At 73.5% G+C, this 20460-nt stretch carries 20 protein-coding genes; 15 read left to right on the forward strand and 5 right to left on the reverse strand.

The window, feature by feature from the left end; translation table 11 throughout:
- Positions 1-34 precede the first annotated feature (34 nt).
- On the reverse strand, positions 35-892 hold the full coding sequence (locus ACFQ8T_RS12220) for an O-methyltransferase (protein WP_430546952.1): 858 nt from the start codon (positions 890-892) through the stop codon (positions 35-37).
- On the opposite strand from ACFQ8T_RS12220, the gene sigE reads away from it, so the two are divergent.
- The 7 genes from sigE (at position 790) to ACFQ8T_RS12255 (ending at position 7043) form a co-directional block, all read left to right on the forward strand.
- Positions 790-1440, forward strand: a complete 651-nt coding sequence (sigE, locus tag ACFQ8T_RS12225) for an RNA polymerase sigma factor SigE (RefSeq protein ID WP_430546805.1) — start codon at positions 790-792, stop codon at positions 1438-1440. The two genes, ACFQ8T_RS12220 and sigE, sit on opposite strands and share 103 nt — an antisense overlap.
- Positions 1437-2468, forward strand: coding sequence for a zf-HC2 domain-containing protein (locus ACFQ8T_RS12230; RefSeq protein ID WP_430546806.1), 1032 nt, complete (start codon positions 1437-1439; stop codon positions 2466-2468). The genes sigE and ACFQ8T_RS12230 overlap by 4 nt, the downstream gene beginning before the upstream one ends.
- Positions 2465-3847, forward strand: coding sequence for a S1C family serine protease (locus tag ACFQ8T_RS12235; protein WP_430546807.1), 1383 nt, complete (start codon positions 2465-2467; stop codon positions 3845-3847). Before ACFQ8T_RS12230 ends, ACFQ8T_RS12235 begins: the two co-directional genes overlap by 4 nt.
- Before the next feature lie 9 nt (positions 3848-3856).
- Positions 3857-4237, forward strand: coding sequence for a Sec-independent protein translocase TatB (locus ACFQ8T_RS12240; RefSeq protein WP_430546808.1), 381 nt, complete (start codon positions 3857-3859; stop codon positions 4235-4237).
- Positions 4238-4323: 86 nt separating this feature from the next.
- Positions 4324-5391 (forward strand): tryptophan--tRNA ligase, encoded by a 1068-nt coding sequence (gene trpS, locus ACFQ8T_RS12245; protein WP_429762511.1) that lies wholly within the window; start codon positions 4324-4326, stop codon positions 5389-5391.
- Complete coding sequence (locus ACFQ8T_RS12250; protein ID WP_430546809.1) at positions 5388-5942, forward strand: 2'-5' RNA ligase family protein; 555 nt, start codon at positions 5388-5390, stop codon at positions 5940-5942. The genes trpS and ACFQ8T_RS12250 overlap by 4 nt, the downstream gene beginning before the upstream one ends.
- Positions 5943-5951: 9 nt before the next feature.
- Positions 5952-7043 carry a YihY/virulence factor BrkB family protein gene (locus ACFQ8T_RS12255; protein WP_430546810.1) on the forward strand — a complete coding sequence of 364 codons (1092 nt, stop codon included), beginning with the start codon at positions 5952-5954 and terminating at the stop codon, positions 7041-7043.
- Here the strand turns inward: ACFQ8T_RS12255 and ACFQ8T_RS12260 are convergent.
- From ACFQ8T_RS12260 to sdhC, 4 genes are read right to left on the reverse strand one after another with little or no spacing between them, the layout of a single operon-like run.
- Positions 7027-7794, reverse strand: coding sequence for a succinate dehydrogenase iron-sulfur subunit (locus tag ACFQ8T_RS12260; protein ID WP_429762508.1), 768 nt, complete (start codon positions 7792-7794; stop codon positions 7027-7029). The genes ACFQ8T_RS12255 and ACFQ8T_RS12260 overlap by 17 nt on opposite strands.
- Entirely contained in the window at positions 7794-9629 is a 1836-nt protein-coding gene (gene sdhA, locus ACFQ8T_RS12265; RefSeq protein ID WP_430546811.1) for a succinate dehydrogenase flavoprotein subunit, read from the reverse strand. The genes ACFQ8T_RS12260 and sdhA overlap by 1 nt, the downstream gene beginning before the upstream one ends.
- Before the next feature lie 16 nt (positions 9630-9645).
- Positions 9646-10110 (reverse strand): succinate dehydrogenase hydrophobic membrane anchor subunit, encoded by a 465-nt coding sequence (locus tag ACFQ8T_RS12270; protein ID WP_430546812.1) that lies wholly within the window; start codon positions 10108-10110, stop codon positions 9646-9648.
- A complete protein-coding gene (sdhC, locus tag ACFQ8T_RS12275; protein ID WP_429762505.1) occupies positions 10110-10493 on the reverse strand; it encodes a succinate dehydrogenase, cytochrome b556 subunit in 384 nt (127 codons plus the stop codon). Before sdhC ends, ACFQ8T_RS12270 begins: the two co-directional genes overlap by 1 nt.
- Positions 10494-10672: 179 nt before the next feature.
- On the opposite strand from sdhC, the gene ACFQ8T_RS12280 reads away from it, so the two are divergent.
- From ACFQ8T_RS12280 to ACFQ8T_RS12315, 8 genes are all read left to right on the forward strand, one after another.
- The gene (locus ACFQ8T_RS12280) at positions 10673-11806 is read left to right on the forward strand and encodes a mannose-1-phosphate guanylyltransferase (RefSeq protein ID WP_430546813.1); all 1134 of its coding nucleotides are present in this window, start codon (positions 10673-10675) and stop codon (positions 11804-11806) included.
- A complete protein-coding gene (locus ACFQ8T_RS12285) occupies positions 11803-12993 on the forward strand; it encodes an amidohydrolase (protein ID WP_430546814.1) in 1191 nt (396 codons plus the stop codon). Before ACFQ8T_RS12280 ends, ACFQ8T_RS12285 begins: the two co-directional genes overlap by 4 nt.
- A 171-nt stretch (positions 12994-13164) precedes the next feature.
- Positions 13165-14232, forward strand: a complete 1068-nt coding sequence (locus ACFQ8T_RS12290) for a BMP family protein (protein ID WP_430546815.1) — start codon at positions 13165-13167, stop codon at positions 14230-14232.
- 199 nt (positions 14233-14431) lie between these two features.
- Positions 14432-15964: an ABC transporter ATP-binding protein gene (locus ACFQ8T_RS12295; protein WP_430546816.1), complete on the forward strand. Its 1533-nt coding sequence runs from the start codon at positions 14432-14434 to the stop codon at positions 15962-15964.
- Positions 15961-17397, forward strand: a complete 1437-nt coding sequence (locus ACFQ8T_RS12300; protein ID WP_430546817.1) for an ABC transporter permease — start codon at positions 15961-15963, stop codon at positions 17395-17397. Before ACFQ8T_RS12295 ends, ACFQ8T_RS12300 begins: the two co-directional genes overlap by 4 nt.
- Positions 17394-18692, forward strand: a complete 1299-nt coding sequence (locus ACFQ8T_RS12305) for an ABC transporter permease (protein ID WP_430546818.1) — start codon at positions 17394-17396, stop codon at positions 18690-18692. The genes ACFQ8T_RS12300 and ACFQ8T_RS12305 overlap by 4 nt, the downstream gene beginning before the upstream one ends.
- A 2-nt stretch (positions 18693-18694) precedes the next feature.
- The gene (locus ACFQ8T_RS12310; RefSeq protein ID WP_430546819.1) at positions 18695-19120 is read left to right on the forward strand and encodes a cytidine deaminase; all 426 of its coding nucleotides are present in this window, start codon (positions 18695-18697) and stop codon (positions 19118-19120) included.
- Complete coding sequence (locus tag ACFQ8T_RS12315) at positions 19117-20436, forward strand: thymidine phosphorylase (protein ID WP_430546820.1); 1320 nt, start codon at positions 19117-19119, stop codon at positions 20434-20436. The genes ACFQ8T_RS12310 and ACFQ8T_RS12315 overlap by 4 nt, the downstream gene beginning before the upstream one ends.
- The last annotated feature ends 24 nt before the right edge of the window (positions 20437-20460 follow it).

Raw genomic sequence — 20460 nt, forward strand, 5'->3', positions numbered from 1 at the left:
CCGGGCGACGAGGTCGCCCGGCGCCCGCCGTGTCTCAGCGCCGTACGGCGAGCAGCAGGCCGTCCCCCGACGGGGCCAGGGCGGACAGCACCCGGTCGTCGGAGCGCAGCGCGCGCCCGACGTCGCGCACCACGGTGGTCACCTCGTCGCGCCGCGCGGGATCGGGCACGCGCCCGCCGTGGAGCGCGCCGTCGACGGCGAGGACGCCGCCGGGGCGCAGCAGCCGCAGGCTGGCCTCGACGTACTCGGGATAGGAGTGCGGCTCCGCCCCGACGAGCACGAGGTCGTACGCGCCGTCGGTCAGCCGGGGCAGGACGTCGGCCGGCCGGCCGGGGATGGCGCGGGTGCGGCCCGGCGCGATCCCGGCCTCGGCGAAGGCCCGCTTCGCGGCGCGCTGGTGCTCGAGCTCGGCGTCGATGGTCGTGAGCACGCCGTCGGCGGGCATGCCGCGCAGGAGCCAGAGGGCGGCGACGCCGGTGCCCGTGCCGACCTCGACGACGGCCCGGGCGCCGAGCGCCGCGGCCACGACCTGCAGCAGCGCCCCCGTGCCGGGGGAGACGGCCCCGCAGCCGAGCTCCGCCGCGCGCTCGCGGGCACGGAGCAGCGCCTCGTCCTCGGGGACGAAGGACTCGCTGTAGGCCCAGGCTGCGGTGCGACCGCTGCGGGCGTCGACGTCGGTGGTGATGGCGGTCCTCCACGGCGGGGTCGCCGGCGGACGGCCGGCGCGGGTGGTGCTGCGGTGATCGTACGCGGGAACGCCGCGGCGCGCCCGGACGTTGCCGTGGGACGATGGTGATGATGACGACCGACCCCGCTCCCGTGCAGGACGTGCCCGAGGCCCCCGCCGAGGCGACCTCCGGCGCGCCCGAGGACGCCGCGTCCGCGACGGGATGGACGCCCCCGACGTGGGACGAGATCGTGCGCGAGCACTCGGCGCGCGTGTACCGGCTCGCGTACCGGCTGAGCGGCAACCGGCAGGACGCCGAGGACCTCACCCAGGAGACGTTCCTGCGCGTGTTCCGGTCGCTCTCCAGCTACACCCCCGGCACGTTCGAGGGGTGGCTGCACCGCATCACGACGAACCTGTTCCTGGACCAGGTGCGGCGCAAGAAGCGCATCCGCATGGAGGCGATGGGCGACGACGCCGCCCGCGTGGCGGCCCCCGAGGACCACGGTCGCCCCGAGCGCGGGTTCGAGCACGCCAACCTGGACCACGACGTGCAGGCCGCGCTCGACGCGCTGCGCCCGGAGTACCGCGCCGCGGTCGTCCTGTGCGACATCGAGGGCCTCAGCTACGAGGAGATCGCCGTCACGCTGGGCATCAAGCTCGGCACGGTCCGCTCCCGCATCCACCGCGCCCGTGCGCAGCTCCGCGACGCGCTGGAGCACCGGCGCGCGGAGGTGACCGCGCGGGACGCGAACGGCGGGGCGGCGTCGTGACGGGGTACGCCGGGTCCGGGCACCTCGGGGCCTGGGTGAGCGACCTGGCCGACGGCCAGCTCGACGCCGCGGCGACCGAGCGGGCGCTCGCGCACGTCGCGGGCTGCCCCCGGTGCGCGACCGAGCTCGACGCGGCCCGGGCCGCGCACCGCGCGCTCGCGGCAGCCTGCGACGTCGCGCCCGACCCGGAGCTCACGAACCGCCTGCTCGCGCTGTCGGCGTCCATCCCGTCGGCGACCGGCGACCCGCTGCGCGACCGCGGCCGGTCCGCGGACTGGGAGCGGCCCCGGGCGTGGGAGCCGACCCTCTCCGGCGACCTGGGCTCCCGACGGCGGCACCGGACCCGGCGGCTGGTCGCCGCGGGGGCGGGCGGCGTCGGCGTGCTCGGCGTCGCGCTGTTCGTGCTGGGGCAGGCCCCCGTCGTGAGCCCGGACCCGTCGCGGGTCGCGGCACTGACGCTGCTGGCGGACGCCGAGCCGGGCGGGCACGACGTGGCGGCCGGCCGCGCGGCCACCGCCGACGCACTCGCCTGGCTGGCCGACCACGGCTGGTCCGCGCCCGCCGCGCTGCCCGACGGGTACGCCGTGACCGCGCTGCGCACGGACGGCTGCGCCGGCGACGGCGGCCCGGACGCGGCGGCCGTCGAGCTGGACCTGTCCGGGCCGGACGGGAGCGCCGTCGCCTGCCTGCGCCAGGGCCGGCTCGCGGACCTGGGCACGGCCGTCGCCGGGACCACCGGCGGAGCCACCGACGGGTCGACGGGCGGGCTCGCCGTCCGTGGTCACGACGTGCGGGTGCTCTCCGCCGATCCGTGGCACGTCGCCTGGCAGTCGGGAGACACCGTCGTCGACGTGGCGACCGACGTCGACGCCGACGCGCTCGCCGAGCTCGTGGCGGCCTTCCCGGGCTCCGCCGCGGGGGACGACACGGGCGTGCTGCGCGAGATCTCCCGCGGCTGGACCATCATGACCGGCGCGATGTCCGGCGCCATGTCCGGAGCGATGACAGGAGCCGTCTGGCGCCGATGACCGAATCGTCCCGCCCCGCCGACGACCTGTTCGCGCCGCCCGAGCCACCGGCCCGGGCGCCGGAGCCCGACCCGTACGTGCCGCCGCCGGCGGCGAGCCTGTTCCCTGCCACGGTGTCAGCGAGGCCGGTGCCGGCCGACACCGCGCCGCCGACCGCGCCGCCGACCGAGCCGCCGACCGAGCCGCCGACCGAGCCGCCGACCGCAGTGCCGGAGACGGCGGCTCCCGCGCGGCCGGCGCGCCGTCGGCGCCCGGGGGCGGCGACGGTCGTGGTGCTGGCCCTCGTCGCGGGTGCCGTCGGCGGCTTCGCGGGGGACCGCGTGTCGGACGCCCTGGACGACGGGAGGCCCGCGGACGCGGCGCTGCCGACGTCGGGCGGACGGGACGCGGACGAGGGCACGGCCGCCGGGGCGTCCGCCGGCGCGGACCGCCCGGACGGTTCCGTCGCGGCGCTCGCCGCCGACGTGCTGCCGAGCGTCGTCTCGATCCAGGTGCAGGGCGCGAGCGGGGCGTCCAGCGGGTCGGGCTTCGTGCTGCGCGAGGACGGGTACATCCTCACGAACAACCACGTGGTCGCCCCTGCGGCGGCGTCGGGGGGCTCGGCGGTCGTGGTCTTCGCCGACGGCCGCAAGCGCGACGCCGAGGTGGTCGGCCGCACCGCGGACTACGACCTGGCCGTGGTGAAGGTGGACGCCGACGGCCTGGAGCCGCTGGTCCTCGGGGACTCCGACGCCGTGGTGGTCGGCGACCCCGTGCTCGCCGTCGGCGCCCCGCTGGGCCTGGACTCCACGGTGACGACCGGCATCGTCAGCGCCCTGCACCGGCCGGTGCAGGCGGGGGACGAGACCGGGGGAGGTGCGGCGACGGCGTTCATCGACGCGATCCAGACCGACGCGGCGATCAACCCGGGCAACTCGGGCGGCCCGCTGATCGACTCGAGCGGCGAGGTGGTGGGGATCAACTCGGCGATCGCGCAGCCGCCGGGCGCGATGTCCGCCACCGGCAGCATCGGCCTGGGCTTCGCGATCCCCGCGTCGCAGGCGCGGCACACCGCCGAGCAGCTCATCGAGTCGGGGCACGCGACGTACCCGGTGATCGGGGCGCTGCTCGACACGACGTACACCGGGGAGGGGGTGCAGGTGTCGTCCGGGCCCCAGCAGGGCCAACCGGCCGTCACCCCTGACGGCCCGGCCGACCGGGCCGGCATCCGCCCCGGCGACGTCATCCTGGAGATCGACGGCCGGCCCGTGACCGTGAGCGACGCCCTCATCGTGGCGATCCGCGCCCGCCAGCCCGGGGACGCGGTGACGCTGCGTGTGCGCACCGACGGCGAGGAGCGCGACGTCAGGGTGGTGCTGCAGGAGCGCGAGAGCGAATAGGCTGTCCGCGTGTTCGACATCAACGGCGGTGAGCTCCTCATCATCGTGGTGCTCGCCGTCCTGCTCATCGGGCCCGAGCGCCTCCCCGGGTATGCCGCCCAGCTGGCGTCGCTCGTGAAGCGCGGCAAGCGCCTGCTGCAGGACACCAAGGCGCGCGTGGACACCGAGCTGGGGCCGGAGTTCAAGGACGTCGACTGGTCCAAGCTCGACCCGCGCCAGTACGACCCCCGCCGCATCGTGCGCGATGCGCTCATGGACGACGACGACGATCCGGCCCCCGCGCCCCGCGCCGCCGCGGCGGCGGGCGGCACCGCGGCCGCCGCCGCCACCAGCGCCTCCGACGAGCGGCGCGCCGCGGTGCCGGCCCCGTTCGACGACGAGGCCACCTGACCGGTCGCGCGGCCCCCGGGGCAGCGCGTCGGGCCGGGTGCGGACGGGTTTCCGAGCGGTCCCGCCGACCTGCCACAATGGACGCCATGTCCGACGTCGCCACCTCACCGTCCCTCCAGCGCGGAGCGTCCGCGCCGGGACTGCCCCGCATCTTCTCCGGCATGCAGCCGACCGACGGGTCGCTGCACCTCGGGAACTACCTGGGCGCCCTCGCCCAGTGGGTGGCGCTCCAGGACGGCCACGAGGCGCTGTACTGCGTCGTCGACCTCCACGCCCTGACGGTGAACCCGGACCCGGCGGCGCTGCGCGAGCGCACCCGCCGCACCGCCGCCCAGTACCTGGCCGGCGGCATCGACCCCGAGCGGTCGATCCTGTTCGTGCAGTCGCACGTGGCCGAGCACGCGGAGCTGGCGTGGCTCCTGTCCTGCCAGACCGGTTTCGGCGAGGCCGGGCGCATGACCCAGTTCAAGGACAAGTCCGCCAAGCAGGGCTCCGAGGGCACCACGGTGGGCCTGTTCACCTACCCCGTGCTCATGGCCGCGGACATCCTCCTGTACGACACGGCGCTCGTGCCGGTCGGCGAGGACCAGCGCCAGCACCTCGAGCTCACCCGCGACCTGGCCGAGCGGCTGAACGCGCGCTTCGGCGAGGGCACCGCCGTCGTCCCCGAGGCGCACATCGTCAAGGCCGTGGCGAAGATCCAGGACCTCCAGGAGCCGACGGCGAAGATGAGCAAGTCGAACGCGGGCGGCAAGGGCGTCGTCTGGCTGCTCGAGGACCCGAAGAAGGCCGTCAAGGCGATCAAGTCGGCCGTCACGGACGCCGACGAGACGTACGGGGTGCGCTACGACCCTGCGGCCAAGCCGGGGATCTCGAACCTGCTCACGATCTTCTCGGCCGTCACCGGCCGCGGCGTCGACGAGATCGCCGCCGAGTACGACGGACGCGGCTACGGCTACCTCAAGGTCGACCTGGCCGACGCCGTCGTCGCCTTCCTCGAGCCGTTCCAGGCGCGGGCGCAGACCTACCTGTCCGACCCGGCGCAGCTCGACAAGGTGCTCGCCGACGGCGCCGAGCGCGCGCGGGACATCGCGCGCCCGGTGCTCGACCGCGTCTACGACCGGTTCGGTCTGCTGCCCCGGGGCGCCCGGTGAACCTCCCCGACCGCGGCCCGGCCCAGGTACGGATCGGCGTCGCCATCGCGGTGCCCGAGCCGTTCGGCTCGCGGCTCCAGGAGGCCCGCGCCGAGCTGGGCGACCCGCTGGCCCACGCGATCCCGCCGCACATCACGGTGATCGGCCCCACGGTGGTCGACGAGTCCGTGCTGGACGCGGTGGTCGAGCACCTCGAGAAGGTCGCGGCCGAGACGGAGCCGTTCCGGGTCCACCTGCGCGGGGCGGGCACGTTCCGCCCGATCTCGCCCGTGGTGTTCGTGGCCCTCGCCGAGGGCATCGCGGAGTGCGAGCAGCTCGAGACCGCCGCCCGCTCGGGCGTGCTGGCCCAGGACCTGCGGTTCAACTACCACCCGCACGTCACCGTCGCGCACGAGGTCTCCGAGGCCGACCTGGACCGCGCCTTCGTCGAGATGGCCGACTTCGACGGCGTCTTCGAGGTGGACCGGCTCTGGCAGTACGAGCACGGCGACGACGGCGTGTGGCGACCGCAACGCTCGTTCCGGCTCGCGGGGGAGCACCCCGCTCCCTAGGGTCGCGGTGTGAACGACCGACTCGAACGGGCGAAGAGCCGGTCCCTCGTCGCGTACCAGTGGTTCAAGAGCCTGCGGCCCGTGCGGTCGTGGTACTGGTACGTCGACCGCCGCGGCGCCCTCCTGTGCGGCGGCATCGCCTACACCGCGATCTTCTCGCTCTTCGCGGCACTGACGATCGGATTCACCGTGTTCTCGCGGGTGCTGGCGGGGCGGCAGGAGCTGCAGGACGAGGTCTTCGAGCAGATCAACGACTGGCTACCGGGCCTCATCAAGACCGCCGACAACCCGAACGGCGTCCTCGTCCCGAGCGAGCTCGTGCTCGACTCCGCGCTGACCTGGACGAGCGTGATCGCCTCGGTCGTCTTCCTCTGGACCGCGATCGGGTTCATGCGCGCCCTGCGCATCTCGGTGCGGTCGATGTTCGACCAGCCGGTGGTGGGCGTCAGCCCCGTGCTGTCGAAGATCTGGGAGCTGCTCGGGTTCGTCATCCTCGGCGCGATGATCGTGGCCTCCGCGGGGGCGAGCGTCCTCTCGCAGACGTTCAGCCGACAGATGCAGGCGTGGTTCGGCAGCTCGTACGTGCTCGCCCAGCTCACCGCGCTCGGCACGGCCGTGGTGGGCGTGCTGCTCGACGCGCTGCTCGTCTATCTCATCGTGCGAGTCGTGGCCCGGGTCAGGCCGCGCCGCCGACGGGACTTCTTCGTCGGCTGCCTGGCGGCGGGGGTCGTCGCCGGCGCGCTGCGCTGGCTGGGCACGTCCGTGGTGGCGGCGGGCGCCGACCGCAACGCGCTGCTCGCGGCGTTCGCGGGCCTCGTGACGGTCCTGGTGCTGGTGAACTTCGTGGCCCGGGTGCTGCTGCTGGTCTGCGCGTGGGTGTACGACCCGCCCCGGCTGGACGAGATCGCGCACGCGGAGGCGGAGGTCGCCGCGATGCGGGACGCCGCGGAGATCGAGCGCGTGGTGCGCCGCGGGCAGGGCTCCGGAAAGCCGTGGAGCCCCGTCGTCCGCGGGGTACGACGGGGCTCCTGGGCGCTGCGGGAGTCGAGCGTCCGCGGGGTCGGCCGGAGGAACGGGCCGGGGGTCAGAACGCGCGCGTGATCATCGCGCGCTTGACCTCCTGGATCGCCTTGGTGACCTCGATGCCGCGCGGGCAGGCCTCGGTGCAGTTGAAGGTCGTGCGGCAGCGCCACACGCCCTCCTTGTCGTTGAGGATCTCCAGGCGCTGCGTGGCGCCCTCGTCGCGGCTGTCGAAGATGAACCGGTGCGCGTTGACGATCGCGGCCGGGCCGAAGTACTGGCCGTCGGTCCAGAACACGGGGCAGGACGACGTGCACGCGGCGCACAGGATGCACTTGGTGGTGTCGTCGAAGCGCTCGCGGTCCTCGGCGGACTGCAGGCGCTCACGCGTCGGCTCGTTCCCCGAGGTGATGAGGAACGGCATGATCTCGCGGTAGGAGGCGAAGAACGGCTCCATGTCCACGACGAGATCCTTGACCACGGGCAGGCCCTTGATGGGCTCGACGGTGATCGGCTTGTCCGGGTTGACGTCCTTGAGGAGCGTCTTGCAGGCGAGCCGGTTGCGGCCGTTGATCCGCATGGCGTCGGAGCCGCAGACCCCGTGCGCGCAGGAGCGGCGGAAGGTCAGCGACCCGTCCTGCTCCCACTTGATCATGTGCAGCGCGTCGAGGACGCGGTCCGTACCGTGCACCTGGACCGTGAAGTCGTCCCAGGTCGACTCCTCGCCGTGCTCCGACTCGGGGTTGTACCGCCGGATGCGGAGCGTGACCTCGAAGCTGGGGACGGCACCGGCCTTCGGCTCGGTGGCGGGGTTCTCGAGTACAGCAGTCATCAGTACTTCCGCTCCATGGGCTCGTACCGGGTCTGGATGACGGGCTTGGACCCCAGGACGACCTTGTAGTCCCCGAAGTCCTCGACGTGGTCGAAGTAGCCCGGGACGTGGCCGTCGCCGGCGTCGGGGGCCGACGTCGGACGGCGGTACGCCATCGTGTGCAGCATGTAGTTCGCGTCGTCGCGGTCCGGGTAGTCCTCCCGGTAGTGCCCGCCGCGCGACTCCTTGCGGTTGAGGGCGGCGACGACGGTCACCTCGGCGATGTCCAGCAGGAAGCCGAGCTCGATCGCCTCGAGCAGGTCCGTGTTGAACAGCTTGCCCTTGTCCTGGACGGAGACGTTCCGGTACCGCTTCTGCAGGTCCCGGATCTCCGCCAGCGCCTCGTTGAGGGAGTCGCCGGTGCGGAACACCTGGGCGTTCGCGTCCATGGTCTCCTGCAGCGCCTTGCGGACGTCCGCGACGCGCTCGCCGTCGGGGCGGTCGCGCATCTCGGCGAGCTGTGCCTCGACGCGGGCGGTCGGGTTCTCCGGGAGCTCCCGGTGCGGGCCCGCCGACTTCGCGTACGCGGCGGCGGAGCGGCCGGCGCGCTTGCCGAAGACGTTGATGTCGAGCAGCGAGTTGGTGCCGAGGCGGTTCGAGCCGTGCACGGACACGCACGCGACCTCGCCGGCCGCGTAGAGGCCCTTGACGACGTTGTGGCTGTCGCGCAGCACCTCGCCCAGGATGTTGGTCGGCACGCCGCCCATCGCGTAGTGCGCCGTCGGGTAGACGGGCACGGGCTCGGTGTACGGCTCGATGCCGAGGTACGTGCGGGCGAACTCGGTGATGTCCGGGAGCTTCGCGTCGATGTGCGCGGGCTCCAGGTGCGTCAGGTCGAGCAGCACGTAGTCCTTGTTCGGGCCGGCGCCGCGGCCCTCGCGCACCTCGTTGGCCATCGAGCGGGCGACGATGTCGCGCGGCGCGAGGTCCTTGATGGTGGGGGCGTAGCGCTCCATGAAGCGCTCGCCGTCGGAGTTGCGCAGGATGCCGCCCTCGCCGCGCGCCGCCTCCGACAGGAGGATGCCGAGGCCCGCGAGGCCCGTCGGGTGGAACTGGAAGAACTCCATGTCCTCCAGCGGCAGGCCGCGGCGGTACGCCAGCGCCATGCCGTCGCCCGTGAGGGTGTGCGCGTTCGACGTCGTCTTGAAGATCTTGCCCGCGCCGCCGGTGGCGAAGATGATCGCCTTCGCCTGGAACACGTGGATCTCGCCGCTGGCCAGGTCGTAGGCGACGACGCCGGTCGCGTTGACCTCGGCCCCGTCCTCGATCTGCTCGGTGGTGAGGTCGTGGTCCGTGAGCAGGTCCAGCACGTAGAACTCGTTGTAGAACTCGACGTTCTGCTTCACGCAGTTCTGGTACAGCGTCTGCAGGATCATGTGGCCGGTGCGGTCCGCGGCGTAGCAGGCGCGGCGCACGGCGGCCTGGCCGTGCTCGCGGGTGTGCCCGCCGAACCGGCGCTGGTCGATGCGGCCCTCGGGCGTGCGGTTGAACGGCAGGCCCATCTTCTCCAGGTCGAGGACCGAGTCGATGGCCTCCTTCGCGAGGATCTCCGCCGCGTCCTGGTCGACCAGGTAGTCACCGCCCTTGACGGTGTCGAACGTGTGCCACTCCCAGTTGTCCTCCTCGACGTTGGCGAGGGCTGCCGCCATGCCGCCCTGGGCGGCACCGGTGTGGGAGCGGGTGGGGTAGAGCTTCGAGATCACCGCGGTGCGGGCCTCGCCGGAGGCCTCGAGCGCCGCGCGCATGCCGGCGCCGCCTGCGCCGACGATGACGACGTCGTACTGATGTGTCTGCATCGGGGGGTGCCTGTCCTTAGTTCGAGAAGCAGATCGACGGCAGGAGCTCGGCCGGGGCGCCCGGCGGGCAGGGGTTGAACGTGAAGATCACGAGGGTGCCGAGCACGACCACGATCGTGAACGCCAGGTACAGCAGCACCTTGAGCACGCCGCGGGTGGAGTCCTTCTGGGCGTAGTCGTTGATGATCGTCCGCACGCCGTTGGTCCCGTGGATCATCGCGAGCCACAGCATCAGCAGGTCCCAGACCTGCCAGAAGGGGCTGGACCACTTGCCGCCGACGAAGGCGAAGTCGATCGCGTGCACGCCCTCGCCCACCATGAGGTTGACGAAGAGGTGGCCGAAGATCAGCACGACCAGCACGACGCCGGACGCCCGCATGAAGACCCAGCTGTACAGCTCGTAGTTGCCGCGGGTCGTCTTGCGGCGGGCGTAGGGGGACCGCGGGGCCGCGATGGCGGACGGGGTCTGGGTCGAGGCCATCAGTGCCCACCTCCGAAGACGTTCATCAGGTGCCGCGGCAGGAAGCCGGCCATGGTCACGACGAACAGGCCGACGACGACCCAGAGCATCGTCCTCTGGTACTTCGGGCCCTTGGCCCAGAAGTCGACGAGGATCACGCGGATGCCGTTGAACGCGTGGAAGACGATCGCGGCGACGAGGCCGGCCTCCCCGAGTCCCATGATCGGCGTCTGGTACGTCCCGATGACGGCGTTGTAGGCCTCGGGCGACACCCGGACGAGAGCCGTGTCCAGGATGTGCACGAGGAGGAAGAAGAAGATGAGCACGCCGGTCACGCGATGCGCGACCCAGGACCACATGCCTTCACGGCCGCGGTAGAGCGTGCCAGCAGGTGCTGTAGGCACGGGGGGAGCCTCCGTTGGCGGATTCTGTGTGGATTCCGTTCACGGTCACTGTAGTGACATCCGGTCGTCTCGCGGCACACGAGGTCCGGCAAACCGGGACGGTCCGGTGTCTTTCGTGACCTATTCCACAGGGTTGACGTCGCCGACGGCCGCGTCGTCAGCACGCTTATGCTGCGGGGATGAGCACTGCGGCGCCCCCCTCCCGTTCACCGGTCCCCGGGTTCTACGCCGTGATCCCCGCCGGGGGTGCCGGCACCCGGCTGTGGCCGCTCTCCCGCGCGGGCGCGCCGAAGTTCCTGCACGACCTCACCGGCGCGGGCCGCACGCTGCTGCAGGGCACGGTCGACCGGCTGCGCCCGCTCGCGGGCGGCGGGGTCGTGCTCGTCACCGGTGAGCCGCACGTCGCGGCCGCACGAGAGCAGCTGCCCGAGCTGGCCGAGGACGCCGTGCTCGCCGAGCCCTCGCCGCGCGACTCGATGGCGGCCATCGGGCTGGCCGCGGCCGTGCTGGAGCGGCGGCACGGGGACGTCGTCGTGGGCTCGTTCGCCGCGGACCAGGTGGTGTCCGGCGCGGCGTCGTTCGACGCCGCGGTGCGGGAGGCGGTCGCGGCCGCGCGCGCCGGCTACGTCGCGACCATCGGCATCGCCGCCTCGCGCCCGTCCGTGGCGTTCGGCTACGTGCGCAGCGGCGAGCCGCTCGGCGTCGAGGGCGCGCCGAGCGCCCTGCACGTGCGCGGCTTCACGGAGAAGCCCGACGCCGCGACGGCCCGCGAGTACGTGGCGTCCGGCGAGTACCGCTGGAACGCCGGCATCTTCGTGGCCCGCAGCTCCGTGCTCCTGGGCCACCTCGCGACGCACCGCCCCGCCCTGCACGACGGGCTGCGGGAGATCGCCGCCGCCTGGGACACGCCCGACCGTGCGGCCGTGGTCGCCCGGGTGTGGCCCGGCCTCGAGAAGATCGCGATCGACCATGCCGTCGCGGAGCCCGTCGCGGCCGAGGGCGGCGTCGCCGTCGTCCCCGGCACGTTCGGCTGGGACGACGTCGGCGACTTCAACTCGCTCGCCGCGCTCCTGCCGTCGGACGACGAGGGCGGCTCCAAGGTGCTGGGCGACCCGGCCGACGTCGTGCGGGTGCAGTCGGCCGGCTCGGTCGTCGTGCCCGGCGGCGACCGGGTGGTCGCGCTGCTCGGCATCGACGACGTCGTCGTGGTCGACACCCCCGACGCGCTCCTCGTGACCACCCGTGCCCGCGCGCAGCAGGTGAAGGACATGGTCGACGCGATGCGCGCCCACGGACGGGAGGACGTCCTGTGAGCGCCCGCGAGGCCGGGGCGCGGCTGGACGAGATCGTCGCGGCGCTCGAGGACGAGCTGGTCGCGATCCGGCGCGACGTGCACGCGCACCCCGAGCTCGGCCGCCAGGAGGTCCGCACCACGGCGCTCGTGGCCGACCGGCTGCGCGCCGCCGGCCTCGAGCCCAGGCTGCTCGAGGGCACCGGCCTGGTCTGCGACGTCGGCCCCGACCGGTCGCCCGACGGCCTGGGCCGCGTGGCGCTGCGAGCGGACATCGACGCGCTGCCCCTCGACGACTCGTGCGGCCTGCCGTTCCGCTCGGTGGTGCCGGGCGTGGCGCACGCCTGCGGGCACGACGTGCACACCACCGTGGTGCTCGGCGCCGGACTGGCGCTCGCCGCGCTGCACGACGAGGGCCTGCTCGAGCGCGGCGTCCGGCTCGTGTTCCAGCCGGCCGAGGAGATCATGCCCGGCGGCGCGCACGACGTCGTCGCCCAGGGCGCGCTCGACGGCGTCGACCGCATCGCGGCGGTGCACTGCGAGCCCAAGCTGGACGTCGGGCAGGTCGGCACCCGCATCGGGCCGATCACCTCGGCCTCCGACAGCGTCACGGTCACCCTGTCGTCCTCGGGCGGGCACACGTCCCGCCCGCACCTGACGGGCGACGTCGTGTACGCCCTGGGTCAGGTCATCACGCAGGTGCCCGCCGTGCTGGGCCGCCGGCTGGACCCGCGCTCGGGCGTGAACCTCACGTGGGGCGCCGTGCACGCGGGCAACGTGCACAACGCGATCCCGGCGACCGGCACCGTCGCCGGCACGCTGCGCTGCCTCGACGTGCGCGCGTGGGAGCGGGCCGGGCAGGTGCTGCACGACGCGGTGGAGCAGGTCGTGGCGCCGTACGAGGTGGACGTGACCGTGCGGCACGCGCGCGGCGTCCCGCCGGTGGACAACGACGCGGCCGTGACGGGCGCGCTCGAGGCGGCGGGGACGGCGGTGCTCGGGCCCGAGGGCGTCGTGCTCACCGAGCAGTCGCTCGGCGGGGAGGACTTCGCCTGGTACCTCACCAAGGTGCCGGGCGCGATGGCCCGCCTCGGCACCGGGACCCCGGGGGAGCGGCGCTACGACATCCACCAGGGCGACCTCGTCGTGGACGAGCGGTCGATCGCCGTCGGTGCCCGGTTGCTGGGACGTTTCGCGCTCCAGCCGTGAGACGCCGGAAAGTGTCCGGCGTGTTGCGGCGCTCGGGAGTCGATACCGCTTCGGTAACGACTCCTGCGGGTTCGTCGCCTGCGGTTCTCGGTGGGGGTGGCGGTGGCTAGGCTTCACGTCGGTGACGGGCCGGACGATCCTGGCCCGACGAACGATCGACAGGAGCGACAGGTGAAGAGAGCGATCAAGCTCACGGCCCTCGCCGGCGTCGCGGCGCTCGCGCTGGCGGCCTGTGCGGAGGCCCCCGAGGAGTCCGGTGGCGACAGCAGCGCCGCGGCCGCGGTGGAGGGCTTCAAGCCGTGCATCGTCTCGGACCAGGGTGGGTTCGACGACAAGAGCTTCAACCAGCTGAGCTTCGAGGGGGCGACCAAGGCCGCGGACGAGTTCGGCGTCGAGCTCACCGCCGTCCAGTCGCAGACCGAGACGGACTACCAGCCGAACATGGAGTCGCTGGTCGGGCAGAGCTGCTCCCCGATCGTGTCCGTCGGCTTCAACCTGGCCGCCGCGACCACGGAGGCCGCCGAGGCGAACCCGGACACCGAGTTCATCCTCGTCGACGAGACGATCGACGCGGACAACGTCAAGCCGCTGCTGTACGACACGGCGCAGGCCGCGTTCCTCGCGGGCTACCTGTCGGCCGGGTACTCCGAGACCGGCAAGGTCGGGACCTTCGGCGGCGCGCCGATCGCGACCGTGACCATCTTCATGGACGGTTTCAAGCAGGGCGTCGAGTACTACAACGAGACCAAGGGCGAGAACGTCGAGCTCGTGGGCTTCGAGGGCGGGGAGAAGGGCTCCTTCACCGGCAAGTTCGAGGCGAACGAGACGGCGAAGACCACCGCGCAGAACATCCTCGACCAGGGCGTCGACGTGATCCTGCCGGTCGGCGGCCCGATCTACCAGTCCGCGATCGCGGCGATCCAGGACTCGGGCAAGGACGTCGCGCTCATCGGCGTCGACGCCGACCTGTTCGAGTCCGACCCGTCCACGCAGGACTACGTGCTGACGTCGATCCTCAAGGGGATGGACATCTCCACCTACGAGGCCGTCAGCGCCGCCGCCAAGGGCGAGTTCGACGCGACGCCGTACATCGGCACGCTCGAGAACGAGGGCGTGGGCATCGCCCCGCTGCACAACTTCGAGGACAAGGTCGACCCCGCCCTCATGGACGAGGTCACCGCGCTCCAGGAGCAGATCATCTCGGGCGAGGTCGAGGTCACCTCGTACCTGGACAAGTAGCAGCGACGGCGGTCCGGTGACGGACCGCCGTCCCGGCACACGGACGGTGGCGCGGCCCCAGGGCCGCGCCACCGTCTGCACTCTGTGGGGTGACCTGGGTCGGCATCTCCTGCGGACGGCGACGAGGCCGCCCCGGTGAGAGGCTGGCCGCGGCGGGCTCCCCGACCCCCCGACGACCCGCGACGACGGAAGGCAGAGCATGAGGCTCGAGCTGCGCGGCATCACGAAACGCTTCGGCGCCCTCGTGGCGAACGACCACATCGACCTGGTGGTGGAGCCGGGCGAGATCCACTGCCTGCTGGGCGAGAACGGCGCCGGCAAGTCCACCCTGATGAACGTGCTGTACGGCCTGTACCAGGCGGACGAGGGCGAGATCCTGCTCGACGACGAGGCGCAGGCCTTCGAGGGTCCCGGCGACGCGATGGCCGCCGGGATCGGCATGGTGCACCAGCACTTCATGCTCGTCCCGGTGTTCACCGTGGCCGAGAACGTCATGCTCGGGCACGAGTCGACGCGGGCCGGCGGCGTGCTCGACCTGGAGAGCGCGCGCTCCAAGGTCACCGAGATCGCGGACCGGTTCGGGTTCCAGGTGGACCCCGACGCCCTGGTCGAGGACCTCCCCGTGGGCGTGCAGCAGCGGGTCGAGATCATCAAGGCGCTCTCGCGCGACGCCGACGTGCTGGTCTTCGACGAGCCCACGGCCGTGCTCACCCCCCAGGAGACCGACGAGCTCATGGGGATCATGCGGCAGCTGCGCGACGAGGGCGCCGCGATCGTCTTCATCACGCACAAGCTGCGCGAGGTCCGCGCCGTCGCCGACCGGATCACGGTGGTGCGGCACGGCAAGGTGGTCGGCGAGGCGAGCCCCGGCGCGACCGACGCCGAGCTGGCGTCGCTGATGGTGGGCCGCGCCGTCGAGCTGACCGTGCGCAAGGACGCGCCCCGCACCACCGACAACGAGCTCGCCGTCACGGACCTGCGGGTCACGGGCGCGGACGGGCAGGTGCTGGTGGACGACGTGAGCTTCACGGTGCGCGGCGGCGAGGTGCTCGTCGTGGCAGGCGTCCAGGGCAACGGGCAGACGGAGCTCACCGAGGCGCTGGTGGGCCTCCAGGAGCAGGTCACCGGCAGCGTGCGGCTGGACGGCAAGGAGCTGGTCGGCCGCTCGGTGCGCCGGATCCTCCAGGCAGGGGTCGGGTTCGTGCCCGAGGACCGCAACGAGGACGGCCTGGTCGGCGAGTTCACGATCGCGGAGAACCTGGTGCTCGACCGGACGGACGGCCCGCCGTTCGTCCGGCGCGGCGCCCTGCAGCTCGCCGCCCGCGACGAGTTCGCGCGCGAGAAGGTCGCGGAGTACGACGTCCGCACGCAGGGCATCGAGACGCGCGTGGGCCGCCTGTCCGGCGGGAACCAGCAGAAGGTCGTCCTCGCGCGCGAGCTGTCGCGCGAGCTGCGGCTGCTGGTGGCCGCGCAGCCGACCCGCGGCGTCGACGTCGGGTCGATCGAGTTCATCCACAAGCGCGTCGTCGAGACGCGCGACTCGGGCATCCCGGTGGTCGTCGTGTCGACCGAGCTCGACGAGGCCGTGGCCCTCGCCGACCGGATCATGGTGATGTACCGCGGCCGCGTCGTCGGCATCGTGCCGGCGGACACCTCGCGCGACGTGCTCGGCCTGATGATGGCCGGTGTCGCCCCCGAGGGCGGCCCCGATCGAGAAGGAGACGCGGCGTGAGCGGCGAGACGCCCCAGGACCGGGCGCAGGACCCGGCACAGAACCAGGGGCAGGGGCCCGACGTCGACCCCGGGTCGCGGCTCGGCGAGGCGCTCGAGCAGGTCGACGCGGCGGCCGAGCCCGGGCTCGCGGAGGAGCTGGAGCAGGAGGCGGCGCGCGAGCAGGCGGCGGCCGTCGAGGAGTCGGGCCAGCGGTGGCGCGACGCGGTGCGCCGCGCGACGTCGGGCGGCTGGGCCGTCGCCCTGGGCGCGATCGTGCTGGCGGTGCTGGCCGGGTCGGTCCTCATCGTCGTCACCGACGAGAAGGTGCAGGCCGCCGCGCCGTACTTCTTCGCACGTCCGGGCGACACGCTCGCCGCGGTCGGCCAGGCCGTGGGCGGCGCGTACTCCGCCCTGTTCCAGGGCGCGGTGTACAACTTCAGCGCCGACACGTTCGCGCAGGGGATCAAGCCGCTGACGCAGACGCTCGCCAACGCCACGCCGCTCATCGCGGCCGGGCTGGGCGTCGCCCTGGCGTTCCGCGCCGGGCTGTTCAACATCGGCGGCCAGGGGCAGATGCTCATGGCGGCCACCGCGGCCGGCTGGATCGGCTTCGCCGTGACCGGGCTCCCGTTCCCGCTGCACCTGCTGGTGTGCCTCGTGGCCGGCGTCGCCGCCGGCGCGCTGTGGGCGGGCATCGCCGGCCTGCTCAAGGCGCGCACCGGCGCGCACGAGGTGATCGTCACGATCATGCTCAACTACGTGGCGCTCTACCTGCTGTCGTACCTGCTCTCGACGCCGGGGCTCATGCAGGCGCCCGGGTCCGCGTACCCGAAGACGCCGCCGATGCAGGACTCGGCCGTCCTGCCGCCGCTGCTCGGCAGCGAGTACAACCTCGACTGGGGCTTCGTGCTCGCGCTGCTCGCGGTCGTCGGGGTGTGGTGGCTGCTCAACCGGTCGAGCACGGGCTTCGCCTTCCGCGCCGTGGGCGAGAACCCCAAGGCCGCGCGGGTGGCCGGCATCGACGTGTCGCGCACCACGGTGCTCGTCATGCTGGTGGCCGGTGGCCTCGTCGGCCTCGCCGGGGCGCAGCAGGTGCTGGGCACGGTGACCTCCGGCTTCAGCACCGACATCGACTCGGGCATCGGCTTCGACGCCATCACGGTGGCGCTGCTGGGCGGGTCCTCGCCGTGGGGCGTGCTCGGCGCGGGCATCCTGTTCGGCGGCTTCAAGGCCGGCGGCTCCGCGATGCAGGCGGCCGAGGGCATCCCGATCGAGATCGTGCTCGTGGTGCAGTCGCTGATCGTGCTGTTCATCGCGGCGCCGCCGCTGGTGCGGGCGGTGTTCCGCCTGCCGCAGCCGGAGCGCACGCCGCGTCGTCGTGAGGGCCGAGGAGAACGCCGACGTGACCGCCGCGGTGCGGGCGCGCCGGGCGCCGGGGAGGGACAGGCATGACCGCCACGACCGTCGACCAGCCCGGGGCCGCGGCCCCGGCCAGCGCGTCGCGCGCCGCCGTACCGGTGACCTGGAAGGCCGTCGTCGGCCTCGGGGTCGTCCTGGTCCTGTACGCGCTGCTGCTGCTCCTGGCGCCGCACGAGGGCTCCGCGCGGTTCGCGCTGTCGACCAGCACCGACTTCGTCGTGCTGTCGACCCTCGTCGTGCCCGCGATGGCGACGGCCTGGGTCTGCGCCGCCGTCGGCCTCGCCGTGCTGGCGTTCGCCGCCGTGCGCACGCGGTCGGGGCGGCGGGTGCCCGTGTGGGCGGTCGCCGTCTTCGCGGCCGCGCTGCTCGTCGGGTTCCTCGCCTGGGCGGGCGCGGGCAGCCCGCGCGACATCTCGGTGGTGGGCCTGCTCGGCGGCGCCATCGGCCTGTCGGTGCCGCTCGTCTACGGCGCCCTCGGCGGCGTCATCGGGGAGCGCGCGGGCGTCGTCAACATCGCCATCGAGGGGCAGCTGCTGGCGGGCGCGTTCGTCGCCGCCATCGTCGCGTCGCTCACGAAGAACCCGTGGGCCGGGTTGGTGGCGGCCGTGCTGGCGAGCGCCCTCGTGGCCCTGGTGCTGGCGCTGTTCACCATCACCTACCGGGTGAACCAGGTGATCGTCGGCGTGGTGCTCAACGTGCTGGTGATCGGCCTGACGAGCTTCTTCTACTCCGAGGTGCTCGTCCCGAACGCCGACACGCTCAACTCGACCGTCCGGTTCCCGCGCCTGCCCGTCCCGGGGCTCGAGAGCATCCCCGTGATCGGGCCCGTGCTGTTCAACCAGACCATCGTCGTCTACCTCATGTACCTCGCGGTCCCGGCGGTGTCGTACGCCCTGTTCCGCACGAAGTGGGGCCTGCGGGTGCGCGCGGTGGGCGAGCACCCCAAGGCGGCCGACACGGTGGGCATCGACGTGCTGCGCACGCGCTACCGGGCCGTGCTGATCGGCGGCGCGGTGGTCGGGCTCGGCGGCGCGTTCTACACGGTCGTGTCGATCAACCAGTTCGGCCGCGAGATGACGGCCGGCGCGGGCTTCATCGCCCTCGCCGCGGTCATCTTCGGCAAGTGGGACCCGCTCCGGGCCGCCCTGGCCGGCCTGCTGTTCGGCTTCGCGACGAACCTGCAGAACGTGCTGTCGGTCGTGGGGTCGCCCGTCCCGAGCCAGTTCATGCTGATGCTCCCGTACGTGGTGACGCTGCTGGCGGTGGCCGGGCTCGTCGGCCGGTCCCGCGCGCCCGCCGCGTCCGGGACGCCCTACACCAAGGAGTAGCGATGACGAGCACTGGTCCGACCGTCGACTGGGAGGCGCTGCGCGCCGCGGCGCGGGACGTCGTCGAGCGGGCGTACGTGCCGTACTCCGGCTTCCCGGTCGGGGCGGCGGCGCTCGTGGACGACGGCCGCGTGGTGGTGGGCTGCAACGTGGAGAACGCCGCCTACGGGGTGACGCTCTGCGCGGAGTGCTCGCTCGTGTCCGCCCTGGTCACGGGCGGTGGCGGCCGCCTCGTCGCGTTCACGTGCGTGGACGGCGCGGGGCGGACCCTCATGCCGTGCGGGCGGTGCCGGCAGCTCCTGTGGGAGCACGGCGGCCCCGACCTGCTGGTGGAGTCCGTCCGGGGCGTCGTGCCTATGACGGCGGTGCTGCCCGACGCGTTCGGCGCACCGGACCTGGACCGTTACCGCGAGGGGAGCGAGGCATGACCGTGCCGGGCAGCATGTCGGGCAGCGAGCCGTTCGACGCCGTCGACGTCATCCGGACCAAGCGCGACGGGCACCCGCTCGAGGCGGCGCAGATCGACTGGGTGGTGGACGCCTACACGCGGGGCGCCGTCGCCGAGGAGCAGATGTCGGCCCTCGCGATGGCGATCCTGCTGCGGGGGATGACGCGCCCGGAGGTCGCGCGCTGGACGGGCGCGATGATCGCGTCCGGCGAGCGGATGGACTTCTCGGGCTTGTCGCGCCCGACCGCGGACAAGCACTCGACCGGCGGCGTGGGGGACAAGATCACGCTGCCGCTCGCGCCGCTCGTCGCGTCGTTCGGGGTGGCCGTGCCGCAGCTCTCGGGCCGCGGCCTCGGGCACACGGGCGGCACGCTCGACAAGCTCGAGGCGATCCCGGGCTGGCGGGCCGCGCTGAGCAACGCCGAGCTCATGGACCAGCTCGAGGACGTGGGCGCGGTGATCTGCGCCGCCGGGGCGGGGCTGGCGCCCGCGGACAAGAAGCTCTACGCGTTGCGCGACGTGACCGGGACGGTCGAGTCGGTGCCGCTCATCGCGAGCTCGATCATGAGCAAGAAGATCGCGGAGGGCACCGGGGCGCTCGTCCTCGACGTCAAGGTGGGCTCGGGCGCGTTCATGAAGGACCTCGACTCCGCGCGGGAGCTCGCCCGCACCATGGTCGACCTCGGCACCGACGCGGGCGTGCGCACGGTCGCGCTGCTCACCGACATGGCCGTGCCGCTCGGCCGCACCGCGGGCAACGCGCTCGAGGTGCGCGAGTCGGTGGAGGTGCTCGACGGCGGCGGCCCGGCCGACGTCGTCGACCTCACCGTGGCGCTGGCCGTCGAGATGCTGGCCGGGGCGGGACGGCCCGTGCCCGAGACCGAGGTGCGCGCGGCGCTGGCCGACGGCCGCGCCAAGGAGGTCTGGCGCCGGATGATCGCGGCGCAGGGCGGCGACCCCGACGCGCCGCTGCCGCGCGCCCGCGAGCGGCAGGACGTGCTCGCGGACCGGTCCGGCGTCCTCACCCGGCTCGACGCGTACGCCGTGGGCATCGCGGCCTGGCGCCTCGGCGCGGGGCGCTCGCGCCGGGAGGACCCGGTGCAGGCCGGGGCGGGCGTCGAGCTGCACGCGAAGCCGGGGGACGAGGTCGCCGCAGGCCAGCCGCTTCTCACGCTGCACACCGACACCCCGGAGCGGTTCGACCGCGCCCGGGCGGCGCTCGAGGGGCAGTGGGCGGTCGACGACGCGGTGGGCGGCGACGCGGCCCGACCGCTCCTGCTCGACCGGATCGGCTGACCGGGCCGGGCGATCGGGAGGGGT

Origin of the sequence: Isoptericola sp. NPDC056618, assembly GCF_042792715.1 — a bacterium.
GTDB lineage: Bacteria > Actinomycetota > Actinomycetes > Actinomycetales > Cellulomonadaceae > Isoptericola > Isoptericola nanjingensis.

Bases quoted from the DNA above. Each gene is read 5' to 3' on its own strand.
- ACFQ8T_RS12315 (WP_430546820.1), top strand. From the start codon at position 19,117: ATGACCGTGCCGGGCAGCATGTCGGGCAGCGAGCCGTTCGACGCCGTC.
- trpS (WP_429762511.1), top strand. From the start codon at position 4,324: ATGTCCGACGTCGCCACCTCACCGTCCCTCCAGCGCGGAGCGTCCGCG.
- ACFQ8T_RS12260 (WP_429762508.1), bottom strand. From the start codon at position 7,794: ATGACTGCTGTACTCGAGAACCCCGCCACCGAGCCGAAGGCCGGTGCC.
- ACFQ8T_RS12310 (WP_430546819.1), top strand. From the start codon at position 18,695: ATGACGAGCACTGGTCCGACCGTCGACTGGGAGGCGCTGCGCGCCGCG.
- ACFQ8T_RS12270 (WP_430546812.1), bottom strand. From the start codon at position 10,110: ATGGCCTCGACCCAGACCCCGTCCGCCATCGCGGCCCCGCGGTCCCCC.
- ACFQ8T_RS12235 (WP_430546807.1), top strand. From the start codon at position 2,465: ATGACCGAATCGTCCCGCCCCGCCGACGACCTGTTCGCGCCGCCCGAG.
- ACFQ8T_RS12280 (WP_430546813.1), top strand. From the start codon at position 10,673: ATGAGCACTGCGGCGCCCCCCTCCCGTTCACCGGTCCCCGGGTTCTAC.
- ACFQ8T_RS12295 (WP_430546816.1), top strand. From the start codon at position 14,432: ATGAGGCTCGAGCTGCGCGGCATCACGAAACGCTTCGGCGCCCTCGTG.
- sigE (WP_430546805.1), top strand. From the start codon at position 790: ATGGTGATGATGACGACCGACCCCGCTCCCGTGCAGGACGTGCCCGAG.
- ACFQ8T_RS12305 (WP_430546818.1), top strand. From the start codon at position 17,394: ATGACCGCCACGACCGTCGACCAGCCCGGGGCCGCGGCCCCGGCCAGC.
- sdhA (WP_430546811.1), bottom strand. From the start codon at position 9,629: ATGCAGACACATCAGTACGACGTCGTCATCGTCGGCGCAGGCGGCGCC.